The following is a 13,317-nucleotide window of genomic DNA, read 5'->3' as shown; positions in this document are numbered from 1 at the left end:
TCAAATTACTGTTATGGCGTCCTATGCTGCGCATCTGGTCGTTCGGGTGCTACATCGGACGCGTCGGGTTGTTGATTTTCCGCCTTCTTTGCCGCCTCGCGCACCGCACTTGGGGTTTCACCGGTCATTTTCTTAAACGCCAGATTGAACGTCGATTTCGAATTGAACCCGACACTGAGCGCCACATCAAGAATGGTGCGATCAGGCTCCAGCAGCAAAACCGATCGGGCTTCCTCGATCCGGGCACTATTGACGAAATCAAAGAAATTCTGCCCGATATGGTGATTAAGCACATAAGACAACTGATTGGGCGATACGCCAACTGCACGTGCAAGCTTTGGCATCGACACCAGCGGATCGTTCAGGATGTCCCCACGCCGCTGAAAATCACCCAGTAAGGCGACCACCCGTTCAACCCCGTCCTCATCGAGCAACGGCCGCACGCCTGTCGGCTCGGTTGTTGCCGGACGTGCTTCTTTGTCTGTCGCATCCGTGCTTCGTGCCGTCACACCGGTAATTGAGCCGGCAATCGCATTGGACATGTTACGATTGGGCAGGTTTGAAACATTTGATGGACGGGCAAGGTCGCCGCCGCCCCTGATGTCGTCAGATTCAAAGTCGGATGGCCAGTCGGGCATGACAAACAGAACCGGGCGGGTCGCGGTTTCATAACTCATGGCAAACAGCGCGAGGGTAAAGGCGATTTCGGTGCCAAACATGTCCGTACTGTCAGGCATATAAAGTCCGATAATCCGCCCCACGGCCACGGAAATAAAAGCAAACGTCACGCCGCCCAGAATAACCCACATCCAGCGTTGCATCGCCTTCCTATCCGCGCCGAGCTGTACTTGTGTCTGGCGGAAGTAACGACACGCCACACGCCACAGAAGTGCTATATAGGCCGATATCTGAACGAAAATGGCACCCCAGCAAATTGCATCGACGACCTCGGCCATCGAAAGAGCCCCGGTCTGCTCTTCCTGACGGAAAACCGTCCAGCCCATCAGATTGAAAACAATCAGGGCAGGAATGAAATGCACCCATGGTCGGCGTGAAGGGTTTCCCGATATTTCACGGAAGTACAGATAGACAGCGGGTGCGATCACGAAATTGATTGGCCCGAAAAAGAGGTTCAGTAGCCTTTCACTGTCACCAATGACGAAGATATCGGCGACGTCTTCGATCAGATTAAAAGCGATGGTGATGATAAACAGGATCATCCAGCGGTTCGCGCCAAACGCACGTCCGCCTTCGGAGCGTAGCAGCAGACATAAGAATACCGCCTGCGCCAATCCGATCACCGCAACCACGACACTTACATAGTCCGTCCAACTTGCCATTCCGGCGTGCTCCTGTTCATTTATATTGCATCTGCGTTGGTCCGTTTTGCCCCATCAGTCCAACTATATCGTTTCAATAGGCATAGTCGGACGTGAAAAGCGTCCGACTATGCACAAACGGACGCAGGATGTCGCATTTTAAGACAATTTGGCGGCAACCGATCAACATCCCCTTGATGTGCGGCCATAGAGTTTTGCGGGCTGTCTGTAACATCGCACCATCTTGGATCGTCCTGATGGAAAAGCCGTTACAAAATTTTCGCTCATATTCTATTGACTATATCAGTTCGACATATGACAATTCAGCATATATCGAACTGATATAGTCGTTCTGGCATCTTCCCCCGCCAGCACGTCGTCAGTTCGGGGGAAGTCAAAAAGGACACTGAACAGAATATGGATGTACGTACACTTTGCCTGGGCGCCCTGATGGGCGGGGAAGCGACCGGATATGAAATCCGCAAGATGTTTGAAGATGGCCCGTTTAGCCATTTTCAAATCGCGTCGCTTGGCTCGATCTATCCGGCTTTGACCAAACTGACACAAGACGGGCTTGTGACGTTTGTCGAACATGAACAGGAAAACCGCCCGGACAAGAAAATCTATCGACTGACGTCTGATGGTCGACAGAAATTCATCCGCACCCTGTTGCAAAACCGTCCGGCGGAAGATCGATACCGTTCCGATATTCTGTTCACGCTGACCTTTGCCGAAGAGCTTCCGATTGAGCTGACCGAGGCGCTGATAGATGAATTTTCCGTTCGCTATGAAACCATGAACAACCTGATTGATCCGAACAACCCGGACAAAGATGACTGTGCATCGGGTCCCGGCCGCGATGATGACGGCAATATCAAGCCCGGTTGCAAGTTCGTTGCCGGATTGGGTCAGGCAATGTGCGATGCCACGGTGAAATTCATCAAAGACAACAAACAGGACCTGATCAAAGATTTGAAGACCTTCAAGTCCAACAAATCCTGATCAGACGGCAAGCCCCGAACGGCCCCGGACTACATCTGATCACCACGCCAAAGACGTGCCTACGATGATGTCAAAGACGCATTCCGCCACCGGAATATTTGAGGGAACAAGAACATGAATGCATCACGGCTTATTGCCATTTTTCTGGTCGTTGGGACCGTCATATGGATTGGCTCGGCCTATCTGGTCGGAGACGATACTGCCGATGACGCCGCCATGGCACAGGCTGATGACGCCAGCACGACAGGTGCCTCAGGTGCCGCGAATGCCCCCGGCACCGATGGGGCCACACGCGCCAGTGTCCGCACCATCACCAGCAATGCGGTTGATCATGTTGATTTTCTGAGAGTATCGGGACGGACAGAAGCGGTCATTTCCGTTGAAATCCGGGCAGAAACCGAAGCAAGCGTTGTTGAACTTGGCATTGCCAAAGGCCAGCCCATCAACAAAGGCGATCTGATTGCCAAGCTGGCCGTTGATGGCCGCATGGCACAGGTCCAAAAGGCGCGTGCGCTTGTGGCCCAGCGTGAACTTGAAAGCAAGGCGGCCGAAAGTCTGGCCGAAAAGAACTACCGGTCGAAAACCGGTGTTGCCCAAACGCTGGCATTGCTCGAAGAGGCACGTGCCGACCTTAAAATCGCCCAAACCGAATTGAACCACACCGAAATCCGCGCCCCGTTTGACGGCATTGTTGAAAACCTGCCCGCAGACATCGGCGATCTGATGTCGATTGGTGATCCTGTTGCAACCCTGATCAAGGCAGACCCGATGTTGGTGGTCGCCCATGTTCCCGAACATTCAATCCGGGCAATTGATCTGGGCCAGCTTGCCCATGTGCGGCTGTATGACGGGACTGAATATGACGGTATCGTGCGGTATGCGGCGCGCGTTGCTGACAACAGCACCCGCACCTTCCGGGTCGAAGTTGAAATCGACAACACCGATCTTTCCATTCCCGATGGCATGACCGCCGAGATGGAAATTCCGGTTGGCACCAAACGCGCCCATCAGGTTCTGCCATCGGTCTTGACCCTGAATGACGACGGAAAACTTGGCGTGCGCTCGGTGGTTGACGGCAACAAGGTCGATTTCCTGCCCGTCGAGCTTCAGGGCGGCAATCGTGAACGGGTCTGGATTGGCGGCCTGCCCGAAAAGTTCGAACTGATCGTTGTCGGCCATGACTGGGTCAAGGAAGGGGCGACTGTCGGCGTTGTGCATCTGGAAACAGATGAAAACGGCCTGCCGATCCCGACCCAGGTGAAAGATGCCGAGACGGATGCCGATGACCAAAGTGCGACCACCCTGTCGGAAAAAGTCGCGCGCTGATGCGTGGACATGAGGAGCAATGAAAATGTCCCTGATTGATCACGCATTACACAGATCACGCACTGTTATTCTGGTTCTGATCCTGTTGCTGGCGACCGGTTGGATTGGCTATAACACCATCCCCAAAGAAGCCGATCCAGATGTTCAGATCCCGGTTTTATATGTCACCATGCATCATGACGGCGTATCGCCCGAAGATGCCGAACGGCTTTTGCTGCGTCCGATGGAACAGGAACTGCGCAGCATCGAAGGTGTGAAGGAAATGAGTTCCCAGTCCTATCAGGACGGGGCGTCTGTCACGCTTGAATTTTATTCCGATGTTAATATCGACGAAGCGCTTGCCGATGTGCGCGAACGGGTTGATATCGCCAAATCCGAATTACCCGCAGAAACAGACGAGCCCAAAGTTCACGAGATCAATCTGTCGCTGTTCCCGGTTCTGGTTGTCACCCTGTCGGGGGATGTGCCCGAACGCGCATTGCTGCGTATGGCGCGCGACCTGAAAGATTCCATCGAAGGATTGCCTGCCGTTCTTGAAGCCAATCTTGCAGGGGACCGCGAAGAACTGGTTGAGTTCATCATCGATCCGATGAAGATCGAGGCCTATCGGCTTAATGGCATCGACATCGTATCGCTTGTGCGCAATTCGAACGCGCTGGTGGCTGCGGGTGCGGTTGATACCGGTACGGGGCGCTTTAACATCAAGGTTCCCGGCCTGTTTGAATCGGTCAATGACATCCTTGATATGCCGTTGATTGTCGATGGCGATTCCGTCATTCGTTTCCGCGATATCGGCGAAGTTCGCCGGACGTTCAAAGACGCCCAAAGCTTTGCCCGGCTCAATGGTCAACCCGCCATCGCAATTGAAGTTTCCAAACGCGTTGGTGAAAATATCATCGAGGTGATTGATGCCATCAAGGCCACCACGGCCGAAGCACAACAAGCGTTTCCGCCCAACCTGACCATCAATTATTCGCAGGACAAATCATCTGACATCCGAATGATGCTTAATGACCTGCAAAACAGTGTCATCTTGGCGATCCTGCTGGTGATGGTTGTCGTGATCTGGTCCATTGGCTGGCGGTCAGGCTTGCTGGTAGGTCTTGCGATCCCTGGATCTTTCCTGACTGCTATTCTGGTCCTGTGGGCGCTCGGCATGACGGTTAATATGGTCGTGCTGTTCAGCCTGATTTTGGCGGTCGGGATGCTGGTCGACGGGGCAATTGTTGTCACCGAATATGCCGATCGTAAAATGATCGATGGCCTGCATCGTAGCAAAGCCTATCCACTGGCGGCCAAACGCATGGCAATGCCGATCATTGCATCGACGGCAACGACACTTGCGGCCTTCCTGCCGCTGGCATTTTGGCCCGATGTTGTTGGCGAATTCATGAAGTTCCTGCCGATTACGGTGCTGTTTACCCTGACCGCATCGCTTGCCATGGCATTGATCTTTGTACCGACCGTTGGCGCATGGTTTGGCAAACCCGGTGCAACTTCGAATGAAAGCCTCCAAGCCATTGCCGCCGACCATGCCGATGACATTGATAAGGTCAGAGGTGGCACCGGGTTCTATATCCGCATGCTGCGCGGGTCGCTTCGCTATTACTGGGCCGTGGTGCCCGCGGCGTTTGTGATCCTTGCTTCTGTTTGGGCATCATTTGGTATCCTCGGCAAGGGGGTTGAGTTTTTCCCCGAAGTTGAACCGGAAGTCGCCATTGTTCAGGTCCGTGCGCGCGGCAACATGTCCTATTACGAACAGGATGCGTTGCTTAAAGAAGTTGAAGACCGCATCCTGGCCCTTGATACCCATCATGAAGGTGAGAACTGGTTTGATACGGTCTATGCCCGTTCAGGCAACGGTGCAGGCGGCAACGAGGCCCCGGAAGACGTCATTGGTGTGGTTCAACTTGAATATGCCGATTGGCAAACACGCCCCACAGCTAGCGAAATTGAAAAACGTATTTTGGCCGAAACCGCCGATCTGGCGGGCATTCAGATCGAAGTCCGTGCCGAGGAAGCAGGCCCGCCGCAAGGCAAGGATATCCAGATCCAGTTGCGGTCGTTCTATCCCGAGCTTCTTGACGAAACCGCCAGCAAACTGATTGCCGGATTGCAGGAAATCGGCGGAATGTACAATTATGAGGATGGTAAATCACCACCCGGTATTGATTGGGAATTTAGCGTTGATCGCGCACAGGCGCTTAAATTTGGCGCCGACATCAATCAGATTGGCAATGTGATTAAACTGGTGACCAACGGGATCGATTTTTCGACCTATCGCCCCGATGATTCCACCGAGGAGATCGACATTGTCGGGCGGTTCCCGGCCAAATATCGATCCCTTGATGAGCTTAACAACCTTCAGATTGCCACCGAAAAGGGGTTGGTGCCGCTGGCGAACTTTGTCAAACGCACGCCGAAGCTTAAAACCGGTACACTGACCCGTGTTGACAGCCGCCGGGCGCTGACGGTTAAGGCCGACGTTGCCGATGGTGTTCTGGTCGATACCAAGCTTGGTGAAGTCAAGGCATGGATGAGCAACCTTGATATTGATCCGCGTGTATCGATTGAATTCAAAGGTCAGGACGAAGAACAGCAAAGATCGGCGGACTTCCTGATGAATGCCTTTACGGTAGCGCTGTTCATTATGTTCATTATTCTGGTGACGCAGTTTAACAGCATCTCAAGTTCGCTTCTGATCATGATTGCGATCGTCATGTCGACAGCCGGTGTGTTCGTTGGCCTAATGATCACCGGGCAGGCATTTTCCATCGTGATGAATGGCATCGGGGTGGTGGCACTGGCGGGTATTGTTGTGAACAACAACATCGTTCTGATTGATACGTTTGACCGGCTTAAACATACCGCTGGCAGTATCGAGGCGGCCATTCTTCAGACCGGTGCGCAACGTTTGCGTCCGGTGATGCTGACCACGGTGACGACCATTCTGGGTCTGGTGCCGATGGTGCTTCAGATCAATATCGATTTCGTCGCCCGTGACGTCAGCATCGGTGCGCCCTCCACGCAATGGTGGGTGCAGCTTTCAACCTCCATTGCGTTTGGTCTGGCCTTTGCCACGGTCTTGACCCTGATCTTTACTCCCTGTGCGCTGATGATGCGTCACAAGATGGGCGGTGGTTTCAGGCGGCTTAAACCATGGATTGGACAAAAAACGTCCGAGGTAATGGGAAAGATCAGACCCGCGACCTCACGTTAACCCAATAGCCGCGCGACACTTCCCCCCCGACCCCGCCGCGCGGTTAGACCAGCCCCCAAACTTCCCCGTTTGGGGGCTGGTTATCTTTAGGATCACGGCCCACGACACTGCCCGAACGGTTTATCCCCACAGCAGCCCCCTCTTTAAGATGCGTATCGCCTTACATACATATTTTGATAAGGGTTTCTGGCTTATCCTTAGCACTAAGAAGAAGACACATAAGAATAGTCCGTGTGGGAAGATCGAATGAAAACAGCTGTTAAAAAGTGGCTGAGGTGCATCGCGTTTGTTGGTGCGTTTGTGATGTGCGCCTTTGCAAGGCCTGCCGCGCCGTTGGCAAAAGAAATGCTAACATGGGCGGTTCCCCCGTTTGCGCCGGCCTTCATCACCGATCAGTCAAACCTGACAGGCTATGCCGCCGATACCCAAAATTGGTTCGTGAAGCGTTTGACCGATTACGACCACACTGTCCTGCACATTCCTTTGTCACGCCTGCTTGCGGAAATGCGCAATACGGCCGATGGCATCCGGTGCAGCACCACCCTGATCCCGACCCCGGATCGGCGCGAATTCATCGTCTTTGCGAAAACGGTTCTTTTGCATCTGCCGATTTCGATTGTTATCCGCCAAGAAGATTTTGATCGTTACAAACCGTTCATGAATGATCAGGGCCACATTCTTTTGTGGCAGTTGCTGTCGAACGTTCATTTTCAAGGTGCGGTGCGCCTTAAGCGCGCTTATGGCGGGCTGGTTGACAGCCATCTGGCACGCTATCGCACCTCCGATCAGGTGATGGAAGTTGTCGATGACACCAAACTTTTAAAGATGCTGGCGTTAAAACGGATCGACTGGAGCCTGTATTTCCCGTCCGAAGCAGAATATTACCGCCGCCAGTCAGCCCCCGATCAGGCGATCATGGCATTACCGATTGAAGGCAACACCAATTTGCTTGAAGCAACGATTGGCTGTGCCAACACACCGGCGGGACGCACAGTCATCGCGCGGATCAATGCGATTATTGATGCCAACCCAACCATGCCCTGGACCGACTTTTACGCCGCATGGCTTAATACCAAGGACCGCGAATGGTTTGAGCAGGCCCGCCAGCAATTTATCAGTGCCAGCATTTTCTAACCTTGGTCCAACTTCCCCTCAAGCTGGATCGTTCATCTGAGCAAGCATCTGATTAAAATCAGAAAAAATTTGCAAATTCCATCTGCAGTACACTTATTACTAAGGGTAGAATAGATTTTAATGAACAACCGGCTTGGTGTTGATGCTGTTATTTCGTTCCTGCCTTAAGCGCGCCCGATGGATGGCACTGGGATTGTTTGCCCCGGCATTATGTGGACCAGCATTTATTACTCCGGTGCTGGCCCAGCCCGTCAATGAAATTGTCTGGACCCTGACGCCATTGCCCCCGGCGATGGTCGAAAAAGACGGCAAGATTGTTGGTTATGGGGTCGATACGCTTGACTGGTTTATTGATCGCCTGCCGGCCTATCGTCACAAAAAGGAAATCGTGCCGCTTCCGCGCTTGATGCAGTCGCTTACCGAAGGCGGGACGCTTTGCAACATCGGCATGAACAAGACCCCGGAACGCGAACAGATCCTGATTTTTTCCGATGCCGTTTTACCCCATCTCCCCGTCAGTCTGGTGACACAGACAAAGAATGATGATCGCCTTACGCCGTATCTTGATGATGACGACCATGTTGATCTGGTGCGCCTGATCAAAAGCGGGAAACTCAATGGTGCCATTCGCGCCCAACGGTCCTATGGCGCGGTCGTTGACCCGATCCTTAAATCGTTTTCGGGCAATCCGACCATGACCGTCATCGGAACGGATGAGCAGTTTCTCCCGATGATCACATTGGATCGCATTGACTGGACGCTCTATTTCCCGGCCGAGCTTGAATATCACCGGCGTCAAAAAACACCCGACACCCGCTTTACCACCTGGCCGATTGCGGGGAATGATCATGTTATTCCAGCATCGATTGCCTGCACTAAAACCCAGACCGGGCACGCGGTCGTCAATGACATCAATGCACTGGTTGTTGAACACCCCGAAATGCCGTGGGTCACATTCTATACCGCGTCACTGTCGCAGTCCGACCGCAAACGGTATGCCCGTGAAGTCCGTTTCTGGCAGGCGCACAAAGACGACATCACAGAGTAACCGGTCTTGCCGTGTCACACGCGGACATGACTGCAAACACAAAAAAGCCGGCACGTGATGCCGGCTTTTGCGTAACAGATCACCACATATTAAAGTCAGTTCTGATGAACGCGATTAAGTCCCTCTTCGGGGTCTTCGTCAGATTCCCCGTCATCGTCTTCTTCGTCTGCCTTGTCCATCTCGTGCTGATTTTCAACGCCCATACGGCGGTAGGACCGATAAGACAGCGGCATGCTGATCAAATAAATCGCCGCAATCGCCGACAGTGTCAGCCACGGTGAGGACACCAGAAACGCCACCGACGCCCCAAATGCCAGCATCAAGGGCAAGACCCATGCACGCGGGATTTTGACCTTTTTAAATGAATAGGTCGGCAAACGCGACACCATCAGACAGGCAATCAAAACACCATAAGGTGCAACGATATAGGGGCTGTCAAAAATGCCTTCGCCAAACTGCAGGGTCAGGACAATCGGCCACATTGCAAGGGCGGCCGCCGCCGGGGCCGGAACCCCGGTAAAAAAGCGGTAGGCCCATGTCGGCATTTCCGGTTCGCCCAGCATCTGGGTGTTAAACCGCGCCAGACGCAACGACATGCAGACCGCAAACAAAAGCGACAAGGCCCAACCGATTGGCCCCAATTCATGCAGCGACCAGAAATACAGCATCATCGCAGGTGCGACGCCAAAGCAGACAAAGTCCGAAAGACTATCGAGTTCGGCGCCAAAGCGGCTTGAGGCGTTCAGCATACGGGCCAGACGGCCATCAAGACCATCAATGATCCCGGCAATCAGAATGGCGGCAACCGCGGCTTCCCAGCGATCCTGCATGGCAAAGCGGATCGACGTCAGGCCCGTGCACATCCCCATCAGGGTTGCGACATTGGGCACAAGGCGGGTCAAGGACAGGGCCTTGAACCTGCGCGGACGGTTGATCGGTCGGATGCCGCCAGCCATTAACGGATCTCCCCGATGGCGGCTTCCTTACCCTTGACCAACACATCGGCAAGGATGGTTTCACCGGCAATCATGGTCTGACCGACAATCACGTTCGGCGAGACACCTTCGGGCAGATAGACATCAACGCGCGAACCAAACCGGATCAGGCCGAAACGTTCACCGGCCTTAAGCTGCGATCCGGTGCCAACGTCACACAGGATGCGGCGTGCCACCAGACCGGCAATCTGGACAACACCAAACTCGCGGCCTTCCTTGTCACGGACAAGCAGGATCTGACGTTCGTTGTTGTCTGATGCCTTATCAAGTTCGGCATTCACAAACTTTCCGGGCACATAGGCCTCGCCCACCACTTCGCCATTGATCGGGCAGCGGTTAACGTGAACATTGAACACATTCATGAAGATCGAAACGCGCGTGCGCGGCGTTTTGTCATCAAGTTCAAGTTCCTTGGGCAGTGGCGCCTGCGAGATCATGCATACGCGGCCATCTGCCGGGGAAATGACAAGGTTTTCGTCGGTCGGGGTAATACGATCCGGGTCGCGGAAGAAATACGCGCACCACAGCGTCAGGATCACACCGGCCCACCCCAGTGGTTCGGCGATCAAAAACAGGATCACAGTGATCGCCGCGAAGATCGCAACGAATTTCCAGCCTTCTGGATTGATCGGCACAAGAACGGATTTCAAAGTCTTAATTCCCTGGTTGCCATGGGTTGGGCACATCAAATTGGTACGATTGGTACCGTTCGGGCGCGTTCTTAGCATCTAGTGATGATACAGGGCAACGCAACCCGGACAAAACTGTTCTTCTTTTCAAAAAGAAAAGGGCAAAACACACTTATCATGTGTTTTGCCCCTCGCAAAGAACAGCTGTTACTCCGCTGCATTTTCCGTGGTCGGCAGGGCGAAAATCTGCCCCGGGTAAATCAGGTCAGGATCGCGGATCTGTTTGCGATTCTGCGCATAGATAACCCAGTATTTCAGCCCTTCGCCATAGGTGCTGCGCGCGATCCGCCACAGGCTGTTGCCCGGCTGAACCACATAACGCGATCCCGGCTCAAGAATTTCTTCCGGGCGGGCCCGTTCAAACGGAATTTCAACACGTGCGGTCACCTTGCCCGCCGGATCAAGCTGATCGGCACGCATGGTGTAATTGCCCGGTTCAATCGGCTCACCAATAGTTAGCGACCAATTGCCGCTTTCATCGGCCGGTGCGGTCCCGACAAGCTTGTTATCAAGATATACCTGAACGTCATGGTCCATGTCGGCATTGCCCGACATCGCAACGCGGCCTTCGGTGTCATAATCAACAACCCCAATCGACAGGCGCGGCATTTTTTCAGCCGCGTCTTTGCTGTCTTGTTTGGGTTCAGCGGCTTTTTCGGCTGCCGGTCCCTGCATCACGGTGACAGCACCGCCTTCATTCGGGACTTTCAGGGCAATGATCGGCTGATCTTTTTTATCTGCACTGGTATCGGCAGCGTCGCCGGTATCTTTAGTGTCGCTGCTATCCGCGGTCGCCATGTCAGTGGCCGGCACCGGTGCATCCGTCGGTTCAGCAGCCTCATTTTTCTTTGGCGCTTCATCCGGGATCAGGACAACGATCTTGTCGTCGGCCTTGCTGACGGTTCCGGTGTCGTCTTCGGCTTCAAGCGAAAGTTCACGGTCACCGCTTGTCAGCGGCTTACCCGGCAGGACAACCCATTCGCCACGTTCATCGGCCGTTGCTTCGCCAATGACTTCTTCGCCTTCGCGGATGCGGACTTTGCTGTTGGGTTCCGCACGACCGGCAATCACCGCATTGCCATCCGGGCCAATGCGCACGACATCAAAACTTGGATTTTTGATTTTCGGCGCAACAGGGTCCGATCCGTCAGATGGCTCTGCCGGGGGCGTCGGTTCTTCGGTGCTTGAAACCGTTGGCGGTGCTTGCGGTGCGGTCGTCGCCAGATCTTCGTCGGCGGTTTGCGTCAACATGTAGTTGAGCACAATCGCGGCCAGGATCAGTACAACGCCGATAATGACGAGGATATAGGGTCGTTTCACCGGAAATATCCTTGAACGATGTTTATGTTATTTACGGACGCGACCAATGCTTTGAATTTGCTTGTCATATTCCCCCCAAACAACCGCCTTGGACGCGTGAAGTAGAGACTTGTACTACTTTCGTCCCTCGGTTTCCATACCGTAACGAACTTACGATATCTTGCAACCGTTAGGTAAAGATGAATAGAATCAGTCTGTTTGCTGTTTTCCTAATACGCACTGACGCGCATCATTGCCCCGACATAAGCCACCAATGCCGCCATCACCAAGGGCAACCCCAAAACCCCGACGCGGATCACCGCACCAAGCAGTGCCGTTTGTGCCGGATTATCTTGTGGTAAAATGACTGAAATCCGGGCCGCCGCCGGACCGGCAGAGACCACCAGCAACAAGACAGCCACCGCAAAGCACGACGCGGGCATCAAGATCATAACGCCGGTCGCACTGGCCATCAGCGCACATACCACCGCCAGCCAAACTGCCGCGCGATATTGTGGTGCAGCCTTTTCCGATACCAACGCCACCAGCAAGGCCACGGTCAATGCGGCCTGAAACACAACAAAATCGTTTAAGCCAAACTGATCGGCAATGATGCCCTGCCCCAGTGACAGGGTCATCAATACCGCAACCGGTCCCGGTGTTGCAAAACCGGCAACATCACCGTCACTGACAGAAGACGCGGCTTTGCCAGCCTTGACCGTTTTGGTCGATTTGGTGGAACGGGTCTTGGTTTTCTTTCCTTTCGGGGCATCGGCGATATCGTCTTGTGAAAAGTCGGGCCGCGTTACCCACAGGAAGCATCCACCGACAATCACATAGGCAAGCCACGCCAGAACCTTGATCGATGTCGGGTGATAGGCAAGCCCGCTTATTGGGGCGGCCAACACCATCCACGCCCCAAGCAGCAGTAAAACCGCCGCGATCCCCAGACAAATACGTTCGGAAATCTTTGAAAAATCAAGGATCGCGCCGCAAACCCCGCCCAGAACCAGCATCAGCAAGGCCGCACCAATACCGCCGCGTGCGGTTTCAGGCAGCCCGATGGCCGCAGGGACCGCCACCGCAACAGCGGGAATAACCGCGCCCAGCACAATACGCCGCGCAATCGCACGGTCCAGACCAAGCCATAAGGCCAGCATCAATACAGCGGCAATGACGGCTGACACCAAAATGGCCAGCCAAAAAGGATTGTCGACAAACACGTTGGGCGATCCTGCCTTCTTTTCGTTTGATATTATGTGATGCGAGAAGGAGCTCGCACGGA

At 53.9% G+C, this 13,317-nt stretch carries 10 protein-coding genes; 5 read left to right on the top strand and 5 right to left on the bottom strand.

What is annotated here, in order from left to right; translation table 11 throughout:
- Positions 1 to 11: 11 nt before the first annotated feature.
- Positions 12 to 1,340, bottom strand: coding sequence for a helix-turn-helix domain-containing protein (locus tag K355_RS23700; RefSeq protein ID WP_022731974.1), 1,329 nt, complete (start codon positions 1,338 to 1,340; stop codon positions 12 to 14).
- Between the two features lie 396 nt (positions 1,341 to 1,736).
- Here K355_RS23700 and K355_RS0109880 point away from each other — a divergent pair, with 396 nt between their 5' ends.
- The 5 genes from K355_RS0109880 to K355_RS23685 all read left to right on the top strand — a co-directional run bounded on the left by K355_RS0109880 (position 1,737) and on the right by K355_RS23685 (position 9,049).
- Positions 1,737 to 2,321 carry a PadR family transcriptional regulator gene (locus K355_RS0109880; RefSeq protein ID WP_022731973.1) on the top strand — a complete coding sequence of 195 codons (585 nt, stop codon included), beginning with the start codon at positions 1,737 to 1,739 and terminating at the stop codon, positions 2,319 to 2,321.
- 114 nt (positions 2,322 to 2,435) lie between these two features.
- Entirely contained in the window at positions 2,436 to 3,647 is a 1,212-nt protein-coding gene (locus K355_RS0109875; protein WP_022731972.1) for an efflux RND transporter periplasmic adaptor subunit, read from the top strand.
- A gap of 25 nt (positions 3,648 to 3,672) precedes the next feature.
- Positions 3,673 to 6,867, top strand: a complete 3,195-nt coding sequence (locus tag K355_RS23695) for an efflux RND transporter permease subunit (protein WP_033368803.1) — start codon at positions 3,673 to 3,675, stop codon at positions 6,865 to 6,867.
- A gap of 246 nt (positions 6,868 to 7,113) precedes the next feature.
- A complete protein-coding gene (locus K355_RS23690) occupies positions 7,114 to 8,001 on the top strand; it encodes a hypothetical protein (protein WP_022731970.1) in 888 nt (295 codons plus the stop codon).
- A gap of 142 nt (positions 8,002 to 8,143) precedes the next feature.
- Positions 8,144 to 9,049 (top strand): TIGR02285 family protein, encoded by a 906-nt coding sequence (locus K355_RS23685; protein WP_022731969.1) that lies wholly within the window; start codon positions 8,144 to 8,146, stop codon positions 9,047 to 9,049.
- A gap of 95 nt (positions 9,050 to 9,144) precedes the next feature.
- Here K355_RS23685 and pssA read toward each other — a convergent pair whose 3' ends face one another.
- The 4 genes from pssA to K355_RS0109840 form a co-directional block, all read right to left on the bottom strand.
- Positions 9,145 to 10,005 (bottom strand): CDP-diacylglycerol--serine O-phosphatidyltransferase, encoded by an 861-nt coding sequence (gene pssA, locus K355_RS0109855; protein ID WP_022731968.1) that lies wholly within the window; start codon positions 10,003 to 10,005, stop codon positions 9,145 to 9,147.
- Positions 10,005 to 10,730, bottom strand: coding sequence for a phosphatidylserine decarboxylase (locus tag K355_RS0109850; protein ID WP_051145968.1), 726 nt, complete (start codon positions 10,728 to 10,730; stop codon positions 10,005 to 10,007). The genes pssA and K355_RS0109850 overlap by 1 nt, the downstream gene beginning before the upstream one ends.
- A 150-nt stretch (positions 10,731 to 10,880) precedes the next feature.
- On the bottom strand, positions 10,881 to 12,053 hold the full coding sequence (locus tag K355_RS0109845; RefSeq protein WP_022731966.1) for an Ig-like domain-containing protein: 1,173 nt from the start codon (positions 12,051 to 12,053) through the stop codon (positions 10,881 to 10,883).
- Between the two features lie 209 nt (positions 12,054 to 12,262).
- Positions 12,263 to 13,255, bottom strand: a complete 993-nt coding sequence (locus tag K355_RS0109840) for a hypothetical protein (RefSeq protein WP_022731965.1) — start codon at positions 13,253 to 13,255, stop codon at positions 12,263 to 12,265.
- Between the last annotated feature and the right edge of the window lie 62 nt (positions 13,256 to 13,317).

Origin of the sequence: Thalassospira lucentensis MCCC 1A00383 = DSM 14000, assembly GCF_000421265.1 — a bacterium.
Taxonomy (GTDB): domain Bacteria; phylum Pseudomonadota; class Alphaproteobacteria; order Rhodospirillales; family Thalassospiraceae; genus Thalassospira; species Thalassospira lucentensis.
Note: the sequence above shows the minus strand (reverse complement) of the source record. Positions and strands in the feature narration are given on the sequence as shown.

Excerpts from the sequence above, each read along its gene's own strand:
- K355_RS23690 (WP_022731970.1), top strand. The coding sequence starts at position 7,114 with ATGAAAACAGCTGTTAAAAAGTGGCTGAGGTGCATCGCGTTTGTTGGT.
- K355_RS23700 (WP_022731974.1), bottom strand. The coding sequence starts at position 1,340 with ATGGCAAGTTGGACGGACTATGTAAGTGTCGTGGTTGCGGTGATCGGA.
- K355_RS0109880 (WP_022731973.1), top strand. The coding sequence starts at position 1,737 with ATGGATGTACGTACACTTTGCCTGGGCGCCCTGATGGGCGGGGAAGCG.
- K355_RS23685 (WP_022731969.1), top strand. The coding sequence starts at position 8,144 with ATGCTGTTATTTCGTTCCTGCCTTAAGCGCGCCCGATGGATGGCACTG.
- pssA (WP_022731968.1), bottom strand. The coding sequence starts at position 10,005 with ATGGCTGGCGGCATCCGACCGATCAACCGTCCGCGCAGGTTCAAGGCC.
- K355_RS0109850 (WP_051145968.1), bottom strand. The coding sequence starts at position 10,730 with ATGTGCCCAACCCATGGCAACCAGGGAATTAAGACTTTGAAATCCGTT.
- K355_RS23695 (WP_033368803.1), top strand. The coding sequence starts at position 3,673 with ATGTCCCTGATTGATCACGCATTACACAGATCACGCACTGTTATTCTG.
- K355_RS0109875 (WP_022731972.1), top strand. The coding sequence starts at position 2,436 with ATGAATGCATCACGGCTTATTGCCATTTTTCTGGTCGTTGGGACCGTC.